Origin of the sequence: Bradyrhizobium sp. USDA 4538 (assembly GCF_024171045.1) — a bacterium.
Taxonomy (GTDB): Bacteria; Pseudomonadota; Alphaproteobacteria; order Rhizobiales; family Xanthobacteraceae; genus Bradyrhizobium; species Bradyrhizobium australafricanum.
This window is the reverse complement of the sequence record NZ_JALJZE010000001.1, coordinates 8,901,705-8,925,737: the sequence shown is the minus strand read 5'-3', so window position 1 is coordinate 8,925,737 and position 24,033 is coordinate 8,901,705. Positions and strand designations below refer to the sequence as shown.

Here is a 24,033-nt window from a genome sequence, read left to right as displayed (position 1 = left end):
GGGACCGTGTTGAGACGATGTTGACCTGGCTGGCGCAATTTCTCGTTCGGTATCCGGAGCTCGCGCTATTCCTGGTGATCGCCGCGGGCTACTGGATCGGAAGCTTCAAGATCGGCGCTTTCAGCCTCGGCCCGGTGACGGGCGCGCTGTTCGCAGGACTCGCGGTCGGCGATTTCGCGCATGTGCCCGTCTCGAGCATGACCAAATCGTTCCTGTTCCTGCTGTTCCTGTTCGGGGTGGGCTATTCGGTCGGTCCGCAATTCATGCTGGCGATGAAGCGCGACGGGCTGAAGCCGATGTTGATGGCCGTTGTCGTCAGCCTCACCGGGCTTGCGGCAGCGATCGTCGCGGCACGCGTGCTGCGACTCGACGCCGGCTTTGCAGCCGGGCTCATGTCGGGCGCGCTCACCCAAAGCGCGGCGATGGGTACGGCAACCGATGCAGTCAATGGGCTCGCCGTGACCGAAGCACAGCGCGCGTTGTTGGTCTCGCACATCGCGGTGGCCGACGCGGTCTGCTACATCTTCGGCTATGCCGGCGTGATCACATTCTGCACCCTGATCGTTCCGGCGCTGCTGAAGATCGATCTGAAGGCGGAGGCGCTCAAGCTGGAGCAGACCTTGGGCATCACGCGCGCCAAGCCCGGCCTGGCGTCTGCCTGGCGCAAATTCGAATTGCGTGCCTACCGGCTGGATGCTCAGGCGGCGATCGCCGGATTGTCGGTGGCCGCCGCCGAAGCTCGTGTGCCCGGGCAACGCGTGTTCATCCACCGCATTCGTCGCGGCGAGCGCATCTTGGAGACAGAGCCTGGAGCGGTGCTCGCGGCCGGCGATATCATCGCGCTGTCGGCGCCGCGCCAGACCATCGTCGAACTGATCGGACCGCGCGGCGAGGAGGTGGAGGACCGCGAGCTGCTCGACATCCCCGTGATCTCGGCGGACGTGTTCCTGATCAACCGGGAGCTGGCAGGCAGCAGTCTGCAGCAGGCGTCGGAACAGAGCTGGGCACGCGGCCTCTACTTGCGTTCGTTGAGCCGCGGCGATGAAGCTCTCCCCATCGCGGCCGGCGTTGTCCTGCAGCGCGGCGATATGCTTCGCGTCGTCGGTCCTGAATCGGTGGTGCAGAATGCAGCCAAGAGCATCGGCGTCATCGTTGCGCCAAGCACCAGCATCGATTTCGTGGTGCTGGGGCTCGCGATCTTCTTCGGCGGCCTCGTTGGCGTGCTCCTAAGCTTTTCGATTGGTGGCGTCACGATCTCGCTGAGCACCAGCGTCGGTACGCTGCTCGCTGGACTTCTTGTCGGCTATCTCCGCACACGTCTGCCGTATTTCGGCCGGATCCCCGATGGCGCCATCAGCCTGATGACGTCGCTCGGACTGGCTGCCTTCGTCGGCCTGACCGGGATCCATGCCGGTCCGGTCTTCCTCTCCGCCATACGGGAGTCGGGCGTCGGCCTGCTGCTGGGTGGCATGTTTGTAACCCTGCTGCCGCAGATCGTCGGCTTCTGTTTCGGCCATTTCGTGTTGCGCATGAACCCCATCCTCCTGCTCGGTGCATTGACCGGCGCACAGACGGTGACGGCCGCGATGGCGGCCATTCAGGAGCGCTCGGGCAGCTCCGTGGTGGTGCTTGGCTACACGCCCGCCTATCCGATCTCCAATATTCTGCTGACGACCTGGGGATCGATCATGGTCGTCGTTTTCGCTGGATGACGGGGCAGGGACGGCTCGCGCCTACCTCGCCATTGAGAGTCGCCTTACGGCTGAAGGGTCAGCGCGATCGGTGGGGCGAACCTTGAGGTCCGGATCGATGCCTTGATGAAGTCCCTCTGCTGGCTGCGTGGCTTAGATTGCGCCGATGTTGCAGGGGACTAACGCGCATTTCAGAGCGAAACATGAATATGAATGCTGAGGCCGATGAATAACCCAGACGCAACGCGATCTCCGTGATCGGCAGGTCACTGCCCAACAATTCGATAGCCTTGAGCAGGCGCAGACGCTGACGCCATGCACGCAAGCTCATGCCGACTTCGCGCTCGAAGTGTCGCGTCAAGGTTCGCGGCGACATGCCAATCTCACGCCCCCATCTCTCGGCGCGGCGAGGATTCGCTGGATCGGCGTAGAGGGTTTCACAGAGGGCCAGCAGGCCCGGGTGGGTGGGCCAAGGTAACGCTGCCGAGATCGGCGTCGCCCGCCGCAACTGATCGAGGATGAGCGCGATAACGCGGTCGGCGTAGCGACGATCCTCGCTTTTCAGCGACGCGGCTTCCACGATGAGCGTCCGCAGGAGCGGGGACACATGGATGACGGTCGTGCGCGAAGTCATGCCTTCGCTGGCAGCATTGGCGACCCAGAGGCTCCGGAATTCCGCTCCCATCAGCGAGCCGACCGAATGCTTCGTACCGGCCGGCAGCCAGACGGCCTGTTCCGGAGAAATGACGACGCGCCGTCCATCCGCCTTCACGGTGAGCGCGCCCGAGATCGCGTAGACGAGCTGATTCCAGCTGTGACTGTGTTCGGCGAAGTAGCTCCTCGCGGGAAGAGACTGCACCCGAACGATCAAAGGCTTTGGCGATCCGAGGCCGTGCGGGGCATCGACCGTCTTCCAGCCGGCATTCCCTCGCGAAATGTGACGTTTCATCGACATAAATTGGCAATCTGTAGAGGGAAAAGTCCAGCGATTTCTCCTTAACTCCGACGCGGTGATCCACGGCCCGTGGACCGGCCACTGGTCTGATCGGCGACGTCCCGTCGACGGATATCCAACGGCGGAGCAAGCCGCAGCGTGAACTTCAATTTTTCCGCTCCCAACCATGAAGCGCCGACCGCCATTCGCCGCGAGCGCAACAATGTCGCAAGGCTGGCCGTCGCCCAGGCCCTCGCAGGCGCCAATTCCACGGTCGTGTACGCAACCGGGGCCGTGCTCGGCGACATGCTGGCGCCCACCAAGGCACTTGCGACGCTGCCGGTCTCGGTTTTCGTCGTCGGCATGGCTCTGTGCACGCTGCCGGCGGGCGTTGTCGTGCAGCGCTACGGCCGGCGCATGACATTCCTGCTTGGTGCAGGCAGCGGCGTCCTCGCAGGCTTGATTGCGCTCCTGGCGGTGCTCAACGCGTCATTCCCGCTATTCTGCGCCGGGACCTTCTTTGGCGGCGTCTACGCGGCCGTGGTGCTCTCGTTCCGCTTTGCGGCGGCCGATTGCGCAGCACCTGAACGGCGTCCGCGCGCGCTCTCGGCCGTGATGGCTGGCGGTGTGTTCGCCGGTGTGATCGGTCCACAGCTTGTGACGCACACCATGAATCTGTGGGCGCCGTACCTCTTTGCCGCAACGTTTGTCGGCCAGGCGGCGGTTGCCGCGCTCTCCGCGGTTATTCTGGCGGGCGTTGAGCTTCCCCCACTGACTGCAACGCATCTCGACGCCGGAAGGCCGTTCGCTGTCATTGCCCGGCAGCCGCGCTTCATCCTGGCCGTGATCTGCGGGGTCGTCTCCTACCTGCTCATGAATTTCCTCATGACCGCAGCCCCGCTGGCGATGAAATTCTGCGGGCTGCCTCAGGAATCGGCCAATCTCGGTCTGCAGTGGCACGTCATCGCGATGTACGCCCCGAGTTTCTGGACCGGCCGCCTGATCACGCGCTTCGGCGCATCCGCGATCGTCGCGGTCGGGCTGATCCTGATTGCTGCCTCTTCGTCGGTGGGCCTGCTCGGGATCGATGTCGTGCATTTCTGGGCGACGCTGAGCCTGCTCGGGATCGGCTGGAACTTCGGCTTCATCGGCGCCTCCGCGATGGTTCTGGAGTGCCATCGTCCCGAGGAAAAGGCGCGCGTTCAGTCGCTCAATGACTTCGTGGTCTTCGGCACGATGACCGTCGGCTCCTTCCTTTCGGGCGGGTTGCTGTCGTCCTTCGGCTGGTCGACCGTCCTGATGCTGTCGTTCGCACCACTGCTCGCCGCGTTGCTGGCACTCATCGGCTTTTCATACCGGCCCGGCCGCACGACCAGGCTAGCGTCTCGAGGAGAATCCACATGAGCGTAGCGGAAACCCCGGTTCAATACATGGAGCGAACGCGCCAATATTACCGTGCCCTTGGTTACGACAACGACTACGTCTGGGCGACCTATGATGATGTCCCTTTCACCAAACCTGCCAAACCATCATCGGACCTGCGTATCGCACTGATTACCACGGCCAGTCCGCCGGATTTTGACGGCGTCAAGCGGGTATGGTCGGGTGTGGTTTCGCCGCCGCCGAGGAAGCTGTTTACCGACAACGTTGCGTGGGACAAGGAGTCGACCCACACCAATGATCCGGGCAGCTTCTTGCCGGTAGAAGCCGCTTTTGGATTGGTCGGCGAAGGCGCCCTCGTCGGACTGACCCGGCACTTTCACGGCGTGCCGACAGAATACAGCCAACGGAAAACGAACGCGGAGGATGCACCTGAAATCCTGGCACGGGTTCGAAAAGACGGGGCTGATGCTGCGATCCTTTGCCCCCTTTGCCCCGTGTGTCATCAGACCGTAAGCTTGGTGGCCCGGCATCTGGAAGCGAACGGCATTCCGACGGTCATTGTCGGCTCGGCGCAGGATGTCGTGGAGCACTGCGGCGTGCCACGGTTCTATTTCACGGATTTCCCGCTGGGCAATCCTTGCGGGCATCCCTGGCGACCGGACATGCATCGCGAAATCATGCGCCAGGCGCTCGCCCTTTTTGACACGGCGACGGCGCCGCGAACGACTGTGAAAGCGCCATTTGCGTGGAAGGAGGAGGGTTCCCTTTGGCGGCCCCGGTATGGGAGAGTAAATCCAGCGGATCGAGAGCGGCTGCTCAAGCTGGGTGATGAGCGCCGCCGGCGGCAAGCCAAGGCCAAGCAGGTTTCCATGGAGGGAGTGTCATCAAAATGACCGAGAGTTCGATGGGAAATCGGTTGGGCGTTCTTGAAGACCGGTACGGCAACCCCTTGAGCACAAGCTCTGCCGCCGCCCGCGACGCATATGTCGCCGGCGTCGACAAGCTGCTCTCGGCTGGGTCGGGGATTGACCAGGCATTCCGCGACGCGATCGCCGCCGACGAAGGTTTTGCTCTGGCGCACATTGCGCTTGCGCGAACCCTGCAACTGCTCGGTCGCGGCAACGAAGTCAAAGCGCCGCTCGAACGCGCGATCGCGCTAGCGCCTGCTACGACTTCGCGCGAGCAAGGTCATATTGCGATCTTTGCCAAGATCCTGAGTGGTCAAGGCGCTGCGGCGGTTTCGGCGATCGCCGAACATATCAAGCACTGGCCGCGCGATGCCATGGTGCTGGCACCGGCCACCGGTGTCTTCGGCTTGATCGGCTTCTCGGGCAAGTCCGGCCGCGAGGTTGAGCAACTGGCGATGCTGGAGCCGCTTGCAACCCATTACGGCGATGACTGGTGGTTTCGAACCGTGCTCGCGTTTGCCGAAATCGAGCTGCACAGGCTCGACAGTGGTTTCAGGAATATCGAGACCGCCCTTCGTGGTTGTCCCCGCAACGCTCACGCTGCGCATATCAAGGCCCATCTGTTCTATGAGAAGGGACAGCGCGAGGAGGGGCTGGCTTATCTCGAGCAATGGAACGCCGCTTACCCACGCGAGGCGCAACTGCATTGCCATATCAGTTGGCATCTTGCCCTGTGGTCGCTGGAGACCGGCAGGCGGGATCAAGCCTGGAAGATCTATCGTGAGGCGCTGCATCCGGGCGGCTCGTGGGGGCCGCAAATCAATGTCCTCACCGATTGCGCCTCGTTCCTTGCACGCGCCGAGATGGCGGGCGAGCCGCGGTATCCGGAACTGTGGAGCGAGATCAGCCAGTATGCGGCGAAGTGGTTTCCCAACTCGGGGATCATCTTTGCCGACATGCACAGCGCGCTCGCCTTTGCAATGGCCGGCGATGCGGAGGCCTTGGCGAGGATCATCGAGAACCCGAAGGGACCCGCCGCGGACATGGTGGTGCCCATCGCGCGCGGCTTCGATGGTTTGGCCAAGGGCGACTGGACACGGGTCGTCGATGAGCTAACGCCCGTCCTGGCAACCCATGAAAGGGTTGGAGGCAGCCGCGCGCAGCGCGACCTGCTGGAATATTCCGTCACTTGCGCCTTGCTGCGCAGTGGTCGCGCCGACGAGGCGCGGCGGCTGATCGCGTCACGACGACCGCAGAATGCGGCGAGTGGCGTTCCGCTCGCGGGCATCTGAACGTGTCCTGGTTTAGGGACCTGCACTGGCCAAGAGATCCGAAATGGCGAAGTGGTGGGTTTCGGATGGCGCCGCCTGAGGGAGAGTAATGATGCGCATCAACGATGATCTGTCGAAGCCTGTTATCGTTCACGCCTCGAAGCTGGACTGGGTGGCCAGTCCGTCGGCCGGCGTGGATCGGCGCATGCTGTTCCGCATTGGCGGCGAAGTCGCGCGCGCCACCTCGATCGTGCGCTATGCTCCCGGTAGCGCTTTCCCGCGTCATACGCATGGCGGTGGAGAAGAGATTGTCGTCCTTGAAGGTACCTTTCAGGATGAGCATGGCGACTATCCCGCGGGCAGCTACTTCCGCAACCCTCCGGGGACGTCACATGTTCCCGCCTCGAAGGACGGCTGCACCATCTTCGTGCGGCTCTGGCAGTTCCGGGACGAGGACCGGACCCAGGTCGTGCGTCAGCCAGGTGAGGGCCAACAGGTTGCGCCGCGCCCCGGTGCAAGCAACGTCAGCGTGCTATTTGACGACGGCCACGAAGAGGTCCGCCTTGAAGACTGGCGGCCGGGTGAAATCGTCAGCCTTGCGAACGCGCGCGGGCTCGAGTTCTTTGTTCTATCGGGGGGACTAACGATCGGGGACGAGACGCTGCAGCCGCCGGGCTGGGGTCGGCTACCCGCCGGCGTCGACCTGAAGGCGACGGTGGGCCCGCAGGGCGCGAAAATCTGGATCAAGGAGGCGCCGCTGCTGCATCCGGATGTCTGTCGACTTCCCGGGTAGCCGGTACAGTTCTGACCGCCTCCGTTGAGCTCCCTGCAATGGCGAAGCTACTTTGCATGGGGTTGTTTTCGATATTTTGGTTGGGCCGGGCCTGTTTCGGCCGGGCAGCGCTCCGAAACATCATGTTGCATTGAACCGATGTTGCGGCTAGGCAATTGAGATGACATGGAAATTTTCCGTTGCCCCGATGATGGATTGGAGCGAGAGTTCAAGATTTTCAGTTGGTTAGATGGCCGCGTGTGCACGACGTGTGCACCCGGAGATCAAGAAAAATCTCACGACAGGCAGCGCGAGCATGGGGCGCTACGAAGCGCTTCCCACTGTGCAGATTGTCGCGCCGGCCGCGGATATTGTTCCCGCAACCCTCAAGGTGCTCGCCAGGGCCGGACTGACTCTCGATGATATCGACCTGTTCGATGTCAACGAGGCGTTCGCCGTCGCCGTGGAGAAGTACATCCGCGACCTGCGGATCGATCGAAACAAGATCAACGTCAAAGGAGGTTCGATCGCGTTGGGTCATCCAATTGGCGTGACGGGCACCATCTTGATCGGGGCAAGTTTCCCGACAGGCACCCCGAGTCCTGCGTCGCGCTGCAATAGCAATTGTGCTGGCACAAAAAATGCTGAGGCGCCTCCGCGACGGCGAGCGCAAGGTTCGCTGGGCAGACGGAGGAGAACATGAGAGCCCAAGTATTGAGAGCGTATGACGAGAAGCTGTCCAACGACCGCTGGGTCATCGAAGAAAACGTACCTGATCCCAAGCTTGCGAAGTCGACCGACGTTATCGTCCGAATCGGCGGCGCGGGCGTATGCAGGACCGATCTCCATATCATCGAAGGCGTCTGGAAGCCGCACATGGATCCGTCCGGCGACAAACTCCTCCCCATCATCATGGGACACGAAAATGCAGGTTGGGTCGAGGAGGTCGGCAAGGAAGTCGAGGGACTGAAAAAGGGAGACCCCGTCATCGTTCATCCGAAGATCACCGGAGGGACGTGTCTCGCCTGTCGTCGCGGCTTCGACATGCATGGCCCCGGCACATTTCCTGGTCTGGATTGCAACGGCGGCTATGCAGAATTCCTCTGCACCTCGGAGCGGAATATCGTGCCGCTGCCACGGACGCTTGGCCCCAAGGAGGTGGCGCCTTACGCGGATGCGGGGCTCACCGCCTATCGCGCCGTCAAGAAGGCGACGCGTCACCTTTTGCCCGGCGAGTCTTGCGTCGTTATCGGTGCAGGTGGATTGGGCCACATCGCAATCCAGTGCCTCAAGGCAATGTGCGCCGCCGATATTATCGTCGTCGACAAGTCCGAAGCGTCGCTGAAGCTAGCCGAAAAGTCAGGTGCCGACCATCTGGTGAAAGCCGACGGCGATGAAGTGGCTGCCGTTCTGGCTCTGACTGGCGGAAACGGCGCAGAGGCGGTGATCGATTTCGTCGGCGAAAAGGGCACGACATCCAGGGGGCTGGCGATGACCCGTTCGATGGGCAGCTACTATGTCGTCGGCTATGGCGAGGACATCCGCATTCCGACCGTCGACATGGTGATCACCGAGAAGAACATCATCGGCAATCTGGTTGGCACATGGGCCGAACTGACGGAGTTGATGGCGCTCGCAGACCGCGGTCTGGTTGAATTGGCGACCGCCGAGTATCGCCTCGCCGATGCAAACAAGGCCTTGCATGATCTCAATGCCGGCAAGATTCATGGACGCGCCGTATTGATTCCGTGAAGTCGAACGTGGTCCACCGCGAGCATTTGCTCGTGGTGGATTTCACGGGCCCGGCCACCTGTCACAGCGAAGGAGCTCTCGTTCGGTTGTGTAGGCCGGAGATGGCTTGAAGGAAGGAGGTTTTTAGGACCGGGCGGAAGCAGCCAGTCGATCAAATCGGCTTCCAGGCATCCAACAGATGCTCATTTTGCATCGCAAAAACACCAACGGAAGTTCGCAGCGAGTCTCAATTTGCATATCGTTGTCGCAATTTGCGTCGCGGTCGCTCTCAAGTCGGGGCGGCGCGGTCATCCAGGATCACCGGCGATCACTTTGTTCAGGAAGCGGTGGTCGGGAGTCTGGCACGGCCGTTGCACGAACTATGCGCAGGCACCCATCGCAGCACGCATTGATCGATTCAATAACGCCGGGAGCCGACTGCAAGATGCTTCGCGGTTCCGCGGATGATTTGGGGCGATTGCCAGTGACATCGTTTCTTCGCATTGAGAGGCGTCACATGAGGTTCATTCTGGTGAACGGCATGAGGCTGCGCCCGAGAACCCTCTGCATGCTTTGCTGTGAGCCAATCGGCGCGAGCTATCTCAAGGAATTCAGCACCGGGCTGTCCTTCTGCGGTCATGACTGCTACGCACTCTATTGCGACCGCTGGATCTCCAAGGCGGCGCAGACGAAGCACTCGGCCGTTGCGGACACCTCCCGCTAGCTCGTCCAACCGCGTGGGGGAAGCGTTCGGGCAAGAAAGCCATCCAGGTCGAGATCCCGAAACATCGCGGCATCCAACGTGCGGTCGCTGCGGCTTCCGACGAAGCCACTTCGCTTTTGCGGTGCAAAAATTGCTGCGCACGCCGATGCTTTTGCATTGTCGGGATTCTCATTCTGCAATTTCCGTCGCAATCTGCATCTCCTTCACCCGCAAGCCGGGCGGATGTGACGGCTCCGTCCACTCAATATCAGCATCAGCGCCTCTGAAAGCGCGCTGGCCAGTGCTTCCAACGCGCTGGCACGCCCATTGCAAAGCTCCTGCTCACAACAATGCCGACTGCTCCGTCCGGGGCGAGCCGCGACAAGAACGAGGGAAGGGGACGCTTGGCTGAGGGCGCATGATGTGCGGGATGAAGCATTGCGATCGAAGGACCGTGGTTCGGAAGATCGCTCCTGATCATCGTTGCGGTGCACCACAGTCGTTCCCGAAACCCTTGCCGATATCAAGCGTCCGGCCGTGCAAACGGTCGCGAGGTGGCCCGTAACGCGCGGGTAAGCACTGCCCGGTCCTCGAAGGCTCAGGCAGGCGGAATATCGATGTGGTTTCTGACCCGATCAGGAGGAAAGACGAGATGTCTGGAACTTTAACACTCAACAAGATCACCGCTCAGCGCGGCATATCCGTCGGTGATGCTGCAAAGAAGATTGCAGATCTCGGATGGAACCCTTCCTACGTCCAGGAAGCGATGACTTTTCCCACGGACTACAAGATTGCGAAGGCGCCAAAGGATCCGATGAAGCAGGTCCTCCGCTCCTATTTTCCGATGCAGGAGGAGAAGGACAACCGCGTCTACGGTGCGCTCGACGCTGCGCTGCGCGGCGACATGTTCCGCAACGTCGAGCCACGTTGGGTCGAGTGGATGAAGCTGTTCCTGGCGATCATTCCGTTCCCGGAAATCTCCGCAGCGCGATCCATGGCCATGGTTGGTCGCCTTGCTCCGGGTGAAGATCTTCGCACCGGCTTCACGATGCAGATGGTCGACGAGTTCCGTCACTCGACGATCCAGATGAATCTCAAGAAGTGGTACATGGAGAATTACATCGATCCGGCCGGCTTCGACATCACAGAGGAAGCGTTCGGAAAGTGCTACGCCACCACGATCGGCAGGCAGTTCGGTGAGGGCTTCATCACTGGGGACGCAATCACCTCTGCGAACGTGTATCTGACCGTGGTCGCCGAAACCGCGTTCACCAACACGTTGTTCGTCGCCATGCCGTCGGAAGCCGCACGCAACGGTGACTATGCGTTGCCGACGGTGTTCCTGTCAGTTCAGTCGGATGAGAGCCGGCACATCGGCAACGGCCACTCGATGCTGATGTCGATGCTGAAGGAGCCGGAGAACCATCTGCTGCTGGAGCGCGACATGCGCTATGCGTTCTGGCAGAACCACGCCATCGTCGACGCGGCGATCGGAACCTTCATCGAATACGGCACCACGAACCGCGACAAGGCCAAGGAGTCCTATGCGGAGATGTGGCACCGCTGGATCTTCGAGGACTATTATCGCACGTACATGCTGCCGCTCGAGAAGTATGGCATCAAGATCCATCATGACGACGTTCAGACTGCCTGGAAGCGGCTGACCGAGAAGCATTACGTCCACAAGGTCGCGCAGTTCTTCGCGGTCGGTTGGTCGGCCAACTTCTGGCGCATCGAGGCCCAGACCGACAAGGACTTCGAGTGGTTCGAGCACAAGTATCCTGGCTGGTATGCGCAGTTCGGCGACTTCTGGAAATGGTACGAGAAGCTGTCGCACCGCGGACAGACCAACATCCTCTTCAACAGCGATGTCGGTTACGTCTATCCGCATCGTTGCTGGTCGTGCCTGGTGCCCTGCCTGATCCGCGAGGACATGGTCACGGGCGAGATCGACGGCAAGCTTTACACGTTCGCCCATGAGCTCGATCGGTGGACGGCCGTCGAAGCCTTCGCCGGCGAGTACCAGGGGCGTCCGACCCCGGCGATGGGACGGTTCAGCGGCCGTCGCGAATGGGAAAGCGTCTACCACAACGTGGATATCGCCGATGCCATCAAGGATCTCGGCTTCGTGCGCACGGACGGCAAGACCCTGGTCGCCCAGCCGCACCTGCGCTTCGACGAGAAGGAAATGTGGACGCTCGACGACGTCCGCGGCCACATCCTGAAGAGCCCGCTGCTCACGCTGCGGGAGATGAGCCCGGCCGACCGGGAGAAGCACCTCGCCGAGTACCGCAAGGGATTCACCATCAATCCCTGCAACTAACCGAGACGGAAGGAGCCGGCTCCGGCCGGCTCTTCCCGATCGATCTCCGGAAGATACGCAAGCCTTGGTTTGAGGAGGCCCTATGGGCACGCCCGCTAATGTCGTTCGCCTGCAGCCGGTAGGCATAGAATTCGAGGTCGAGGAGAACGAGACCGTTCTTGACGCCGCATTCCGCCAGGGCATCGCACTGCCTCATGGTTGCAAGGAGGGGCAGTGCTCGGCGTGCAAATGCGTTCTCACCGGAGGCGAAGTAGAACTCAAGAAGTATTCGACGTTCGCCCTCAACGAGATGGAGCGAGGCCAGGACTACATCCTGCTGTGCCGGACCTTGGCCTATTCGGATCTCGAGGTGGAGCTCCTCAACTATGACGAGGAGGTGCTGTCGAAATCGATCCCGGTCAGGGACTTCACGGGCACAGTCACGAGCGTCTCCGCACTGACCCATGACATCCGGCTTCTCGAGATTTCGCTCGAGCAACCTCTGAAGTTCTGGGCTGGTCAATATGTCGACATCACGCTCTCGGGGGCAGAGACGATTACGCGCTCGTTTTCCATGGCAAATTCGCCGATCGAGGGCGAAAAGCTCGCCTTCATCATCAAGAAGTACCCGAACGGACGCTTCTCTTCCCGGCTCGACGGAGACCTCGCCGTCGGAACCGCGGTCGGACTCCGCGGACCCTACGGGACCTGCTTCCGGCGAGAAAACAGAACCGGAGCCATAGTCCTGGTCGGCGGCGGATCGGGAATGTCGCCGCTATGGTCGATTCTGCATGATCACATCGCGTCTGGCGAAGAACGCCCGGTACACTTCTTCTACGGAGCACGGACGCGCAACGATCTTTTCTATCTCGATCGCTTCGCGGAGCTCGCCGCCAGGCATCCGGAGTTCCACTTCGTTCCGGTGCTCTCCCATGCGGCCGATGACACGGCCTGGGATGGAGCAAAGGGCTTCGTGCACGAAGCTGTCGGAGCGCATCTTCGCAGCGCGGGATATGGCGAAGACGTCGACGTGTATGCCTGTGGACCGTCGCCGATGATCGAGGCGCTGGTGCCAGTGCTGCAGATGAACGACGTCGAGTCGGATCGCATCTTCTTCGACAAGTTCACACCAGCCAACAACTGAGAGTTCCGACTAGCGAGCGTGCCTTTTGTAGAGCCCACCAAGGGAGGAGGAAGACGACCATGACTGCCGTTCAAAGTGTTCTAGCGAAATCCGGTGCAGCAGGAGCTGCGGTATTTCCGGATTCGGACAGCCGCAAGTACCGGTATTTCGAGCCACGCAGCAAGCGGGCGACGCACTATGAGGACGTGACCGTAGACGTTCAGCCCGATCCTGAGCGCTATTTGCTGCAGGACTGGATCATCTCTTTTCCCAACGGGAAGGGGGCCTACACCAAGGACAACACGGCCGCGTTGAGCTCGAATTGGCACGCCTTCCGTGCGCCCGACCAGGAGTGGGAGCGCACCCACTACCAGCGCCAGTCCAAGATCGAGACGATGGTCCAATCGGTGATCGCCAACGGCCGCAAGTCCGGCGCGCCGAAGGGGTTCGACAAGGCCTGGGTCAAGATCCTGCAAAACCATCTCGGCGCGTGGAAACATGCCGAGTTCGGGCTCGGCACGTCGCTGATGCAGGCTCAGCGCTACGGTTATACCCAGATGATCAACAACGCGACCCTGACGAACTCGTCCTACAAGCTTCGTCTGGCCCAGGACATTACGCTCTATCTCGCCGAGATCGGAATGGACATTCCGGGCTTCGACGACGCCGCAGGCAAGCGGGCGTGGTTGGAGGACAAAGGCTGGCAGGGCACCCGCGAAGCGATCGAGTCGATCATGGGGTCGGCCGACTATCTCGAACAGTACTTCGCCACCAACATCGTGTTCGAGCCGCTGGTCGGCGAGCTGTTCCGCAGCGGCTTCCTGATGCAGGTCGGCTCGCCGAACGGCGATTTCATCACGCCGACGGTGATTTCGGCGGCCGAGGCCGACTATGAGCGCAATCTCGCCAACACGATCGATCTGATGCATCTGCTGGTGAGCGACAATCAGTATGCCGCGCACAACAAGAAGTTGTTCCAGGGCTGGGTGAACAAGCACGTGGCGCTGGCAAGCAAGGCGGCCGCCGGACTGCAGCCGATCTGGTCGCAGCCACATTCGAAGCCGGTGCAGTACGCCGACGTCCGCGCGCAGTCGGTCGAGCGCATCAAGAAGATTCTCGGCGAGCTCGGTCTCGTCCTTCCCAAGGAGTAGACTGCAATGTCCGTTGCTTCAAGAAGTGCGACTAACCAGAACATCTTCCAGAAGATGGGAGATCTTCGTTTCGAACAGACGATTTCCCATCAGTGCGGCGTCACTATGAACGACAGCGTCGAGGCGCGCGCCATCGCTGAATTCATGGGCAAGAAGCCGAACGTGACCGTGACTTACCAGCCGGCCCTGATCCGCATCGACGGCGAGGGCAAGCTGATCTTCAAGATGGACGAGATCAGCGACATCCTCGGAAAGGACATGACGGCCGAGATATTCGAAGTGAATACCTCGACCCATTACGGCCGGATGGTGCGCATCGACGACAATACGGTGACGCTGTTCGGGAACATGGACGAGGTCTTCGAATACATCGAGTGAAGCTCACTCACTGGGGGCCGCATCCTCAAAGGTGTGGCCCGCCGCTTCCAAGGTGTTCGCGCAGCTACGACGCGTGGATTGATCGAACAGAGCTAATCAAATTCCTGGAGACCATCATGTTCATAACTCCCACGGGCGAGGAAGTCTTCGTCATCGACGGTCACACCCACTTTTGGGACGGCAGTCCGGCGAACCAGCTCAACATTCACGGCAAGCAGTTCATTGATTGCTTCTATGCCTACCACAGCTCGCTCAGTCCAAAGGACAAGCTATGGCCCAAAGAGCAGTTCGAGAAGTACAGCGCAGAGCAGATGTACCGCGATCTGTTCGTCGACGGTCCGGACGACATGGCCATCGTGCAGTCGACCTACCTCACGGAATTCTACAAGAATGGATTCAACACCATCGACCGCAACGCCGAAATGGCGAAGAAGTACAAGGACCGCTTCATCGTCAACGGCGCATTTGATCCGCGCGACGGCGAGCGGGCGCTGGAATATATTCACTACATGAAAGAAACGTTCGGCATCAAGGGCGTCAAGCTCTACACCGCCGAGTGGAAGGGCGAGTCGCGGGGCTGGAAGCTCACCGATCCGAACGCCTATCGTTGCTTCGAGCTCTGCCAGAAGCTCGGTATCACGAACATCCACGTCCACAAGGGGCCGACCATCATCCCGCTGGACAAGGATGCATTCGATGTTCACGACGTCGATCATGCGGCGACCGACTTCCAGGGCTTGAATTTCATCATCGAGCATTGCGGGTTGCCCAGACTGGACGATTTCTGCTGGATCGCCGTGCAGGAGACCAACGTCTATGGCGGCCTTGCGGTCGCGCTTCCGTTCATTCACGGACGTCCCCGGTATTTCGCGGAAGTGATCAGCGAATTGCTGTTTTGGGTCGGCGAGGACAAGATTCTGTTCGGCAGCGACTATGCCATCTGGACGCCCCGCTGGCTGGTCGAGAAGTTCTGGAACTTCGAGCTGCCGGAGGATCTAAAGCAGGAGCACGGTGTCGATCTGACGCCGCAGGCCAAGAAGAAGATCCTCGGTCTCAACGCTGCGCGGCTTTATGGCGTGGACGTCGAGGCGCAGAAGGCGAAGCTTGCCAAAGGTACCTACGCGACCGCGGCGGGGTGACATCACATGAACGCGCCGTTCTTGAAGCATGACCGAAGGACCAGCGAGGTGTGGCAGCGCCTCGCGTTGGTCACAGACCCCGAACTCGACGAGTCGGTGACCGATCTCGGATTCGTCGAGCATGTCACCGTCGACGACGATGGTGATGTCGATATCGTCTTTCGGTTGCCGACATATTGGTGTTCGGCGAACTTCGCATTCCTCATGGCCGACGACATGCGCCGGGCGGTGTCGTCGCTGTCGTGGGTTCGCGAGGCGCGGCCGCAGCTTCGGGACCATATGGTCGCGGAGCAGATCAACCTTGGTGTCCGCGAAGGGAGGTCGTTTGCCGATGCACTCAAGGAGTTTGCGCCTGGAGGCTCGCTTGACGAATTGCGGGATAAGTTCCGCCGCAAGGCGTTCGAGCGGCGCCAGGAGGTCATGATACTGGCCTTGCGGGGGCTGGGCTATGAGGATCCGGAGATCTGCCGGATGAGTCTGCGTAGCTTTGACGAGGTCGAGTTCGCTTCGCCGGATGTTGCGCGCCAGAAGCCCCGCTATCGCGAGCTTCTGATTGAAGCAGGCCTGGCCTGCCTCCCGGAGGATCGCACGTTTGTCACCTACGAGGGGGCCCCCATCAAACGGCACGAACTGGCGTCTTATCTGCAGCGGCTGCGGGGAGTGCGCATCAATATGGAGTTCAACAGTTCATTGTGCAGAGGCCTGCTTGCTGTCCGCGATCGCGGACTCAGCGACGGCAATCCTGGACGGACGCCGTCACCGTGCGGAGGCTGTGGCAGCCGCTGTGCTGCTTCATCGGGCAGCCCCTGACCTTAGAGGAGCTAGAAGCGTGGGAGTGCGTTTTGCGCGCTGCCCGGAAGCGCCAAGAACCGGAGCGGTCAGCAAGTCCGCCCAATCAGACAACAAGATCCGACCGCTTGGGAGCGAAGCCAATGCCGAAAGTATTACTACATCATACCGAAGCCCGCCGTGCTCTCGCGCGCGGGGTCCAGAAGCTTGCAGCGGCGGTCGAATCGACCCTCGGTCCCAAGGGCATGAACGCGATGGTCGACAGGCCGATCGGCACGCCCATCGTCTCGCGCGATGGCGTCACCATTGCCTCTGAAATCGAACTGCCTGATCGCTTCGAGAACATGGGTGCGCAGGTGGTGCGCGAGGTCTCGATGCAGACCAACGAGGTCGCCGGCGACGGCACGACCACCGCCATGGTGCTTGCAAATGGCCTCATCCAGGGAGGCGTTGCAGCACTGGAGCGGGGCGCCAAGGCCGTCGATCTCTGCAAAGGGATCGACCGGGCCGTCGAGGTCGTTGTCGATGCTTTGAAGAGCTCGGCAATCGTCGTATCGGACCGCAAGACGCTGGAGGCGGTGGCCACGATTGCGTCGACCGACGCCCATCTGGGCGGTCTGATTGCGGAGGCGGTCCAGCGCGTCGGCAAGGATGGCATCATCAGTTCCGACTACGGGTTGACGACCAGCACGACGCTCGAAGTCGTCGAGGGCATGTCGTTCGATCGCGGTTACATCTCCCACCACATGGTGACGGATGTCGAAAAGATGGAGGTGGTGCTCGATCAGCCGTACATCCTCCTGACCGACTTGAAGATCAAAACGCCGGCCGAGCTGGTGGCGGTGCGTGCGACCGTTGCCGCGACCGGGCGGCCGCTCGTCATCGTCGCCGAGGAGATTGCGCCGGAAGTGGTCGTCACGCTGCTCGGCGATGACAATCGCGGCAAGATCCTGGTGGTCAATCCGCCTGATTATGGTCATTGGCGCAAGGCAATGATGGACGATCTCGCCATCATCACCGGCGGACGGGTCATCGCGCGCGAGCTTGGCGGCAGACTGGAAGAAACCGGCCTGACCGATCTCGGGACCGCACGGCAGGTGCGGGCCAGCGCGCGGGAAACGGTGATCATTCGCGGTGGCGGCGACGATGCGGCGATTGCGGCGCGGCGTCAGCAGGTGGCCAAGCAGCACGATCTGGCACCGCCTAACATCGAACAGGACAAGCTCAAGGAGCGGCTGGCGAAGCTGTCGGGCGGGACCGCCGTGATCCTTGCAGGCGGCGTCACTCCCGTCGAGCAGAAGCGGACGATCCAGTTGATCGACGATGCGCTCAGCGCGGCCCGCGCCGCGGTCGAGGAGGGCATCGTGCCCGGTGGCGGCACGGCGTTGGCGCAGTGCGCGCCGGTGGTGACGCGCACACTCGGCAACATCAATGGCGATCTGGGTGAGGGCATCAAGCTGGTGCGCGAAACCCTGTCGCGTCCCGCCGCTTTCATTGCCCGGAACGCAGGCCATGATGCGGAGACGGTCATAGCCGATCTGCAGAGTTCCCGGGCAGGGGTCGGGTTCGATGCCGCCAACGGCGTATTCATCGACATGGTGTCGGCTGGCATCATCGACCCCGTCCGGGTGACCTATACGGCACTTCGAAACGCCGCTTCCGTCGCCACGCTCGTGCTGACCACCAACACCCTGATTGCCGATGTGCCGGAGTACATCGATCCGACACAAGGGCCGGCATTGGGCGGCGGAGCGGAGAAGCTTGGCCGCGCATGAGGCACGTGCACGCGGTCCGCGTTCCACCGCACCGTCTCAGGAGACGATGCGGGCCGCGACCAGGGGGACAGAGGCCTCGATATCGAATCCATCACCAGGGAGGGGGAGCTATGCAGAAGTATGTTGCGGAATTTATCGGTACGTTCGCGCTGGTGTTCTTTGGCTGTGCGACCGTGATCTTCATGCGAGCTGAGGTCGGCTTGCTGGGCGTCACGTTCGCATTCGGCCTGACCGTGGTCGCAATGGCCTATTCGATCGGACATATCTCCGGTGCTCATCTCAATCCGGCCGTCAGCCTCGGGATGCTCGTCGCCGGGCGGATGTCGCCGCGGGATTTCTCCGGCTATATCGTTGCGCAATTCGTCGGAGGAATCGCGGCTGCAGCCGTGCTGTACCTCATCGCCGAAGGCAAGGTCGGAGGCTACGATGTCGCGGCGAACGGCTTTGGCCAGAATGGCTGGGGCCAGTACGGTGTTTTATCTGCGTTTGTGTTCGAAGCGTCGGCAACCTTCCTGTTTCTGACGGTGATCCTTGGTGCGACGCAAAACGGAGCGGCGTCTGCCTATGCCGGGTTGGTGATCGGTCTGACGTTGGTCGCGATCCATCTTGCCGGCATTGCCGTGTCGGGCTCATCGGTCAATCCGGCGCGCTCGCTGGGGCCTGCATTGTTTGCTGGCTCCGATGCGCTGTCACAGGTGTGGCTCTATTTTGTAGCGCCGTGCCTGGGGGCCGCACTGTCCGGTTACGTCTTCAAGGCGGGGGTGACGCGCCAGATGGTGGCGACGGCGTGACGTTCGCGATCGCATGACTGATTGCACCGTGACAACGATCCGGAACGGGTTACAATCTTGAAAGTCCCGGCATGAGCCGAAGGAGGCAGTGTAACAAGCCTCCAGGCTCATCCGATCAGCCGGGCGGGAGGAAAGGGACATGGTCTACATCATCTCCAAGCGCGACGGTCCGCACCGGGAAGAGGTGGCGGCCAAGGACTTCCTTCAGAAGAACCGCACCACGATCAACGCGCTCGCCAATCATCTGACACTCGGGCGTTGGCAGCAGCTGCGCAATCCGACGCCTCCTCCGCAACCGCAGCCATCGGGCAAACTCTGGTCCACGCCGCCGGCCCGTCCAAAGGAGGCCGAGCCCTATGTGCGGATCAGCCATAACGGTCGCGTCGTGATCGCCGATCTTGCATCGGGACGGCAGCTCGATTTTGTCGGCGAATTGCGCGGCAACGGCCAATCGCGATACTTCGCTCTGGCGACACGCGAGAACGGGATCTTCGAGCCGCTAGACGACGAATTGTACAGGGTCCTGGCCGACCTTGAGGGAGTGAGTGTGCCCGACGAGACGTCGGAAGCCCACCTTGAACAGCTCATCTCAGGTCGCCTCGGCCTGGACGCGATCTCCAGAAGCGTCGAATGATCTGCGTGAGCGGAGCCTGTAGGGAAAGTGATCCCGATGGGCTCCGGCTCAGTTTGTGTTTGCCGATCGGGTTGCTGTTTGCCAACGGACGTATGGTGCTCCAATGCTGACGGAAACGCTCATGGCCAAGCCGCCGTTTTCCCTGGAAGGCTACAAAGCTTCGGACGCGGAGCAGGGGCGGCCATACGATGAGGGCGAAACCAACAAGGCATGGGAAAATTTCCTGACCTTCGGAGACCTGAGGCGCGAAAACGCTCCGGTGCGCGGTCTCATCGAGGAGTCATGGCAACGCAGTGTCAAGTCCGGGGTCGATGCTCGTGGCAAGGGCAGTAATCTCCTCGCCTCGCCGGATGATCTCTATGAGCTGCGTTTGAAGAACGATGACCTGCTTGGTTCGAGCGCCGAGACTTTCCGCCGCATTGCCGAGGTGCTTGGTGACGCCGCAACGATGGTCGTCATCACCGACAGGAACGGCGTCGTGCTGGAGGTCGGGGGCGATCGGCGGACCATTGATGCAGGGCACGATATTCGCCTGGAAGCCGGCGCGGCCTGGGCCGAAGCGGTCACCGGCACCAATGGCATTGGCACAGCGCTGGTCACGGGAAAGCCGGTTCATGTCCATGCGGCCGAGCATTTCTCGGAGGGCATCAAGGCATGGACTTGTGTCGGTAGCCCCATTCGCAGTCCGATAGACCGCAGCATCATCGGCATCGTAGACTTTTCCGGACCTCAGGCAATCTTTCATCGGCACAATGTGGCCCTGGCGGTGGTCGCGGCCCATCACATCGAACTGGCGCTCTCGGAAAAGGTCCGCATCGAGAGAATACGGCTTCTCGAGGCGAGCATTTCCCGAATGCCGGGAATGAATAGTGCTGACGGGGTTGTCATTCTCGACCGGTTCGGCCGGGTCATTCACCACAACGACATGGCATCCGTCCGCTGGCACCGGATTGCGCAGTCGCATGACTTGAGTATCGGGCAGCAGCTTCTCCCAAGTGACGAGGGCTTTTTGGCGAGAGACCTCGCCAAAGGGCTGCCCGAGGAACTGCGCGAGCAGCGGATCGAGCCGTTGGTGGTCGACGGCGTGGTGAAGGGCGCGATGCTTGTGCTCGCGGCGAAGCCACGCGCCAGGCTTGCCCGATCCCAGATGTCGCCAGCAGCCCACACCGCACTTGTCTCGGCCAAGGAAGCGATTGTTGGATGCAGTGACGCGCTGGTGCAAACGATCGAGAAGATTGAGCGGGCGGCGCTTGGACGAACGGCAATCCTGCTCGAGGGTGAGACGGGCGTCGGCAAGGAACTCTTCGCCCGTCTGGTTCACGCCGCCAGCCAAAATACGGGCAAGGAGCCATTCATTGCCTTCAATTGCGGTGCGGTCTCCAAGGAGCTTCTCGGCGGCGAATTGTTCGGGCATGCGCCGGGCGCTTATACCGGCGCGACGCGCGAGGGCAGGCCCGGACGGTTTGAGTTTGCCAATGGCGGCGTGCTCAGCCTTGACGAGATCGGCGAGATGCCGATGGACTTGCAGCCTTACCTGCTCCGTGTGCTGGAGGAGCGCGCGGTGTACAGGCTTGGTGACAGCAAGGCGCGACCTGTGGACGTCCGGCTCGTAGCGTCGACCAATCGGAATCTGAAGCAGGAAGTGGCGGAGGGGCGTTTTCGCAAGGACCTGTACTTCCGGATCGGTGTCGTCAAGTTCACCATACCGCCACTTCGTGAGCGTTTGGGTGATGTCGATATCCTGATCGATCATTTCAACAGGCAGTTTGCGGAGACCTACAGCACCCAACCGCTACATTTCGAGGCAACGACGATGGAGTTGCTGCGGCGCTATAGCTGGCCGGGGAATGTTCGCGAACTGCGCAATCTGGTCGAGAACCTCGTGCTGATGACGATCACCGGCATCGTCGCTCCCCGGGATTTGCCGGAGGATTTCGTGGAAATGGCGTCGGCTCAGCCCTCCTCGGTGTCCGTGCAGGTGGGGCAGAGCTCGACGGGATCAGGAGGCGATGAGATTGCGCGTTTCGACGAAGTGGAACGCCGTACCATCGAGAGGGCGGTCGCGAATGCAGGTGGTAACATTGCCGCCGCTGCCGAGAAGCTCGGGCTTTCGCGCGCGACGCTGTATCGAAAATTGCACCAATACCGTTCCCGGACCTGAAGGCGGGATGAGGCATGGCGGCTGTCTGGAAAGAGCAGAGCGGCGGCGAGGGGGCGACCAACGCTGTGGCAATCGCATCGCAGATCCTTGCACGCGCAGACCGCGATGTCACTTTCGTGGTGCAACTGCTTGGCGAAAGCCAGAATCTGCTGGTTAGGCATTTCATCGTGTTCATCGAGGTCGAACTCGCAAAGCGCGATATCAGTTACGGTGCGCATCCGCTATTGCGTCCCTTCGTCGAAACGCATGCACGCGAGCTTTCGGAATTCGTCTTGAAGGGAATCGGCTTACGGCACCAGTTCGGCCTTCAGGTCATCGAGACGATGGCCGGCGATCCGGCGCGGTTGCTAAGGGTCGATCTGTGGGACTCGCTGCAATCTCACATCAATGACGCGCAGCAACACTTTGTATCTGGTGTCGGAGGCCTGCAGCGGATCCTGACTCAGATCGAGGCGGACTCATGAGTGACGATCCTCCGATCCTGATCGAAGTGCTGAAGGAACGATTGGCTGTCGTTCAGGAGATATCGGCCGCTCAATCGCGCAATCTTCTGAACTTCCAGCTTGGCGGTGGTGCGGAATTCGAGATTCAGGAGATTGAGCGTGAGATTGCCACGACAGGCGCCTCGCATGCGCTCGCCCAGGCGCTTGAGGAAGCACGGGCGCGCCTGAAAAGCGCAACCGCCGGCATGGCAGCATGCGACACTCAATGCGCCGTACTGGAACGACGCCTTGACGATCTTGACAGGCGGATTGCCGCCGGCAGGTGAGACGTTCGATGGACACGATGGAAGCAGAGACTGCAACGCTTTATGACTTGCTCGGGCGGCACTGGACGGTGCGGGCGCCCGTCACCAGTACGGCCTTCGCTGGAGACGCAGTCGCATTTGCGCTCACCGATGGCGCGCTGGCAATCGCTCCGTTGACCGATATCGAGCGGCCGCAGGATCGCTGTCGTATCGCGCTGGACGGAGGCCGCGCCACAATCTCGCCGCGGCGGAAACCGGTGCCCCCATTGACGAAGGTCGTCATTAGCGACGCACCGCTTCATCTCGCCTCGATCGGGTCGTCGGGCTTTGTCGCAAATGAGCGCAGCCGGCTGCTCGGCGTGTCGCCATCCGGCGTCACGCATCTGATCGCGGACCATGGGTCCGCAATCGATCTCGTCGCCCCGGTGCAGGCCGGGGGCATTCTGGCCGCTTCCGGTGGATCGGTCATATTTTACGATCCCAATGGCGAAGTCGGCTGGCTCCAGGAGCGCGCGGGCAGGAATGCATCGGCACTGGCTGTATCAAGTGATGGTCGGCGCTTTGCGATGGGAGTCGACGATTGCGTGCTTGTTCGTGCCTTCGGGGCACGACCAGAGCCGGTGGCCTCATTCGAGCTCGGCCCAATTTCCAATTTGGCGTGGAGTCCCGATGGAAGCTGGTTGGCCGCGTCTATCGTGGGGACTGGCGTCGTCTTGGTCCGCCTTGCCGATGCCCGGATCGTTCGGATTTCCAGTTATCCTGGGAACAATTCATCCCTGGCGTGGAGCACGGACTCCCGCGTTCTTGTCACGAGCGGAGCTTATCGAATAATCGCGTGGGACATTTCCAGCCTGAGCGACGACAGCGAACGGCCGGCCAGCCTTTCGACAGGCCATGCCCGACCCGTACTCGTGGATGCAATAGATATACACCCCGAGGGTCAGCTGATTGCAGCAGGGTACCGGGACGGCATGGTGGTTGTCGCCAAGATGGGGGAATCGGACGAACTGGTCGTCAAGCCACCTGGCGGGGGCGCGGTCCACGCACTTCGGTGGTCGGCCGATGGCCAGCATCTTGCATTCGGCTCGGATAACGGGGAGGCGGCGATCATTACGTTTCCTTCCCACATTTTCAAATAGCGGGTCCGCGCCAGAGCGAAAGTCTTCCGCTGTCATTAGGAGGGGTACCATGACGTCTACTCGATCGCTAAATGAAGCCGACAGCAAAGATCAGTACTTCAAGGAGCTGGCCGAGCTTTCCGAGCGGATGATCGCCGCGCATGGCAAGGAGTTCTCTATGGGCGCTCTCGTGCTGGCGGCAAGGTTCATCGCAGAAAACAAACCTTTCGAGCGAAGTGCGGCAACGACGAGCTGAGCGAAGCCAACGATTGATAGCCGTTGTTGCGGATATTGCGCTAAGCCGGACAAGAACGAACTGTGTGTGTCGATCAGCGAAGCCGTGATGGTAAGCGGTGCCCGCCCGTTGATTTTCTGCAATTTGGGGCGACCTGCCGCAATTTGGCTGGAGCTTGCGCAAACCAGCCCATGATGGATGGAGCGAGAGTTCAAGTCTTGAAAAAAGATAACAGGCCGCGTGTGCACCGGGAGATCAAGAAAAATCTATCGTCGTCAAGTCTTGAGGGCCTCCTT

22 protein-coding genes and 1 pseudogene are annotated in these 24,033 nt (G+C 61.2%); 22 read left to right on the top strand and 1 reads right to left on the bottom strand.

All coding sequences use genetic code 11. The features are described 5' to 3' along the window. The first annotated feature begins 17 nt into the window (after positions 1-17). Positions 18-1,712, top strand: coding sequence for an aspartate-alanine antiporter (gene aspT / locus J2R78_RS41225; RefSeq protein WP_253610043.1), 1,695 nt, complete (start codon positions 18-20; stop codon positions 1,710-1,712). A 58-nt stretch (positions 1,713-1,770) separates the two neighbouring features. Here aspT and J2R78_RS41220 read toward each other — a convergent pair whose 3' ends face one another. After that, a complete protein-coding gene (locus J2R78_RS41220; RefSeq protein ID WP_253609245.1) occupies positions 1,771-2,646 on the bottom strand; it encodes a helix-turn-helix domain-containing protein in 876 nt (291 codons plus the stop codon). A 183-nt stretch (positions 2,647-2,829) separates the two neighbouring features. On the opposite strand from J2R78_RS41220, the gene J2R78_RS41215 reads away from it, so the two are divergent. The 21 genes and pseudogenes from J2R78_RS41215 (at position 2,830) to J2R78_RS41115 (ending at position 23,758) form a co-directional block, all read left to right on the top strand. Then, entirely contained in the window at positions 2,830-4,029 is a 1,200-nt protein-coding gene (locus J2R78_RS41215) for an MFS transporter (RefSeq protein WP_253610042.1), read from the top strand. Continuing rightward, positions 4,026-4,901: a glycine reductase gene (locus J2R78_RS41210; RefSeq protein WP_253609244.1), complete on the top strand. Its 876-nt coding sequence runs from the start codon at positions 4,026-4,028 to the stop codon at positions 4,899-4,901. The genes J2R78_RS41215 and J2R78_RS41210 overlap by 4 nt, the downstream gene beginning before the upstream one ends. Beyond that, positions 4,898-6,208, top strand: coding sequence for a tetratricopeptide repeat protein (locus J2R78_RS41205; protein ID WP_253609243.1), 1,311 nt, complete (start codon positions 4,898-4,900; stop codon positions 6,206-6,208). The genes J2R78_RS41210 and J2R78_RS41205 overlap by 4 nt, the downstream gene beginning before the upstream one ends. Before the next feature lie 91 nt (positions 6,209-6,299). After that, positions 6,300-6,980 (top strand): cupin domain-containing protein, encoded by a 681-nt coding sequence (locus tag J2R78_RS41200; protein ID WP_253610041.1) that lies wholly within the window; start codon positions 6,300-6,302, stop codon positions 6,978-6,980. Between the two features lie 352 nt (positions 6,981-7,332). Further along, a pseudogene (locus J2R78_RS41195) lies at positions 7,333-7,533 on the top strand (acetyl-CoA C-acyltransferase); the annotation flags it as partial. Between the two features lie 125 nt (positions 7,534-7,658). Beyond that, on the top strand, positions 7,659-8,711 hold the full coding sequence (locus tag J2R78_RS41190; RefSeq protein WP_253609242.1) for an NAD(P)-dependent alcohol dehydrogenase: 1,053 nt from the start codon (positions 7,659-7,661) through the stop codon (positions 8,709-8,711). Between the two features lie 496 nt (positions 8,712-9,207). After that, positions 9,208-9,414 (top strand): hypothetical protein, encoded by a 207-nt coding sequence (locus tag J2R78_RS41185; protein ID WP_225646124.1) that lies wholly within the window; start codon positions 9,208-9,210, stop codon positions 9,412-9,414. Between the two features lie 631 nt (positions 9,415-10,045). Next, complete coding sequence (locus tag J2R78_RS41180) at positions 10,046-11,716, top strand: aromatic/alkene/methane monooxygenase hydroxylase/oxygenase subunit alpha (RefSeq protein ID WP_225646125.1); 1,671 nt, start codon at positions 10,046-10,048, stop codon at positions 11,714-11,716. An 82-nt stretch (positions 11,717-11,798) separates the two neighbouring features. Beyond that, on the top strand, positions 11,799-12,839 hold the full coding sequence (locus J2R78_RS41175) for a 2Fe-2S iron-sulfur cluster-binding protein (protein ID WP_225646126.1): 1,041 nt from the start codon (positions 11,799-11,801) through the stop codon (positions 12,837-12,839). A gap of 59 nt (positions 12,840-12,898) precedes the next feature. Continuing rightward, a complete protein-coding gene (locus tag J2R78_RS41170; protein WP_225646127.1) occupies positions 12,899-13,969 on the top strand; it encodes an aromatic/alkene monooxygenase hydroxylase subunit beta in 1,071 nt (356 codons plus the stop codon). 6 nt (positions 13,970-13,975) lie between these two features. Then, positions 13,976-14,347 (top strand): MmoB/DmpM family protein, encoded by a 372-nt coding sequence (locus J2R78_RS41165; RefSeq protein ID WP_028345441.1) that lies wholly within the window; start codon positions 13,976-13,978, stop codon positions 14,345-14,347. A gap of 116 nt (positions 14,348-14,463) precedes the next feature. After that, complete coding sequence (locus tag J2R78_RS41160) at positions 14,464-15,486, top strand: amidohydrolase family protein (RefSeq protein ID WP_253609241.1); 1,023 nt, start codon at positions 14,464-14,466, stop codon at positions 15,484-15,486. Between the two features lie 6 nt (positions 15,487-15,492). Beyond that, on the top strand, positions 15,493-16,296 hold the full coding sequence (locus J2R78_RS41155; protein ID WP_253609240.1) for an iron-sulfur cluster assembly protein: 804 nt from the start codon (positions 15,493-15,495) through the stop codon (positions 16,294-16,296). Positions 16,297-16,418: 122 nt separating this feature from the next. Next, positions 16,419-18,050, top strand: a complete 1,632-nt coding sequence (locus tag J2R78_RS41150) for a molecular chaperone GroEL (protein WP_253610040.1) — start codon at positions 16,419-16,421, stop codon at positions 18,048-18,050. A gap of 110 nt (positions 18,051-18,160) precedes the next feature. After that, positions 18,161-18,841 carry an MIP family channel protein gene (locus tag J2R78_RS41145; protein WP_253609239.1) on the top strand — a complete coding sequence of 227 codons (681 nt, stop codon included), beginning with the start codon at positions 18,161-18,163 and terminating at the stop codon, positions 18,839-18,841. Positions 18,842-18,980: 139 nt separating this feature from the next. Continuing rightward, the gene (locus J2R78_RS41140; RefSeq protein WP_253609238.1) at positions 18,981-19,475 is read left to right on the top strand and encodes a hypothetical protein; all 495 of its coding nucleotides are present in this window, start codon (positions 18,981-18,983) and stop codon (positions 19,473-19,475) included. A gap of 121 nt (positions 19,476-19,596) precedes the next feature. Further along, on the top strand, positions 19,597-21,636 hold the full coding sequence (locus J2R78_RS41135) for a sigma-54-dependent Fis family transcriptional regulator (protein ID WP_253609237.1): 2,040 nt from the start codon (positions 19,597-19,599) through the stop codon (positions 21,634-21,636). 14 nt (positions 21,637-21,650) lie between these two features. After that, positions 21,651-22,100: a hypothetical protein gene (locus J2R78_RS41130; RefSeq protein ID WP_253609236.1), complete on the top strand. Its 450-nt coding sequence runs from the start codon at positions 21,651-21,653 to the stop codon at positions 22,098-22,100. Continuing rightward, positions 22,097-22,405, top strand: a complete 309-nt coding sequence (locus tag J2R78_RS41125; RefSeq protein WP_225646134.1) for a hypothetical protein — start codon at positions 22,097-22,099, stop codon at positions 22,403-22,405. The genes J2R78_RS41130 and J2R78_RS41125 overlap by 4 nt, the downstream gene beginning before the upstream one ends. A gap of 8 nt (positions 22,406-22,413) precedes the next feature. After that, on the top strand, positions 22,414-23,523 hold the full coding sequence (locus J2R78_RS41120) for a WD40 repeat domain-containing protein (protein WP_253609235.1): 1,110 nt from the start codon (positions 22,414-22,416) through the stop codon (positions 23,521-23,523). 49 nt (positions 23,524-23,572) lie between these two features. Next, positions 23,573-23,758: a hypothetical protein gene (locus J2R78_RS41115; RefSeq protein ID WP_028345431.1), complete on the top strand. Its 186-nt coding sequence runs from the start codon at positions 23,573-23,575 to the stop codon at positions 23,756-23,758. Positions 23,759-24,033 lie beyond the last annotated feature (275 nt).

Excerpts from the sequence above, each read along its gene's own strand:
- aspT (WP_253610043.1), top strand. The coding sequence starts at position 18 with ATGTTGACCTGGCTGGCGCAATTTCTCGTTCGGTATCCGGAGCTCGCG.
- J2R78_RS41220 (WP_253609245.1), bottom strand. The coding sequence starts at position 2,646 with ATGTCGATGAAACGTCACATTTCGCGAGGGAATGCCGGCTGGAAGACG.
- J2R78_RS41210 (WP_253609244.1), top strand. The coding sequence starts at position 4,026 with ATGAGCGTAGCGGAAACCCCGGTTCAATACATGGAGCGAACGCGCCAA.
- J2R78_RS41205 (WP_253609243.1), top strand. The coding sequence starts at position 4,898 with ATGACCGAGAGTTCGATGGGAAATCGGTTGGGCGTTCTTGAAGACCGG.
- J2R78_RS41200 (WP_253610041.1), top strand. The coding sequence starts at position 6,300 with ATGCGCATCAACGATGATCTGTCGAAGCCTGTTATCGTTCACGCCTCG.
- J2R78_RS41190 (WP_253609242.1), top strand. The coding sequence starts at position 7,659 with ATGAGAGCCCAAGTATTGAGAGCGTATGACGAGAAGCTGTCCAACGAC.
- J2R78_RS41185 (WP_225646124.1), top strand. The coding sequence starts at position 9,208 with ATGAGGTTCATTCTGGTGAACGGCATGAGGCTGCGCCCGAGAACCCTC.
- J2R78_RS41180 (WP_225646125.1), top strand. The coding sequence starts at position 10,046 with ATGTCTGGAACTTTAACACTCAACAAGATCACCGCTCAGCGCGGCATA.
- J2R78_RS41175 (WP_225646126.1), top strand. The coding sequence starts at position 11,799 with ATGGGCACGCCCGCTAATGTCGTTCGCCTGCAGCCGGTAGGCATAGAA.
- J2R78_RS41170 (WP_225646127.1), top strand. The coding sequence starts at position 12,899 with ATGACTGCCGTTCAAAGTGTTCTAGCGAAATCCGGTGCAGCAGGAGCT.
- J2R78_RS41165 (WP_028345441.1), top strand. The coding sequence starts at position 13,976 with ATGTCCGTTGCTTCAAGAAGTGCGACTAACCAGAACATCTTCCAGAAG.
- J2R78_RS41160 (WP_253609241.1), top strand. The coding sequence starts at position 14,464 with ATGTTCATAACTCCCACGGGCGAGGAAGTCTTCGTCATCGACGGTCAC.
- J2R78_RS41155 (WP_253609240.1), top strand. The coding sequence starts at position 15,493 with ATGAACGCGCCGTTCTTGAAGCATGACCGAAGGACCAGCGAGGTGTGG.
- J2R78_RS41150 (WP_253610040.1), top strand. The coding sequence starts at position 16,419 with ATGCCGAAAGTATTACTACATCATACCGAAGCCCGCCGTGCTCTCGCG.
- J2R78_RS41145 (WP_253609239.1), top strand. The coding sequence starts at position 18,161 with ATGCAGAAGTATGTTGCGGAATTTATCGGTACGTTCGCGCTGGTGTTC.
- J2R78_RS41140 (WP_253609238.1), top strand. The coding sequence starts at position 18,981 with ATGGTCTACATCATCTCCAAGCGCGACGGTCCGCACCGGGAAGAGGTG.
- J2R78_RS41135 (WP_253609237.1), top strand. The coding sequence starts at position 19,597 with ATGGCCAAGCCGCCGTTTTCCCTGGAAGGCTACAAAGCTTCGGACGCG.
- J2R78_RS41130 (WP_253609236.1), top strand. The coding sequence starts at position 21,651 with ATGGCGGCTGTCTGGAAAGAGCAGAGCGGCGGCGAGGGGGCGACCAAC.
- J2R78_RS41125 (WP_225646134.1), top strand. The coding sequence starts at position 22,097 with ATGAGTGACGATCCTCCGATCCTGATCGAAGTGCTGAAGGAACGATTG.
- J2R78_RS41120 (WP_253609235.1), top strand. The coding sequence starts at position 22,414 with ATGGACACGATGGAAGCAGAGACTGCAACGCTTTATGACTTGCTCGGG.
- J2R78_RS41115 (WP_028345431.1), top strand. The coding sequence starts at position 23,573 with ATGACGTCTACTCGATCGCTAAATGAAGCCGACAGCAAAGATCAGTAC.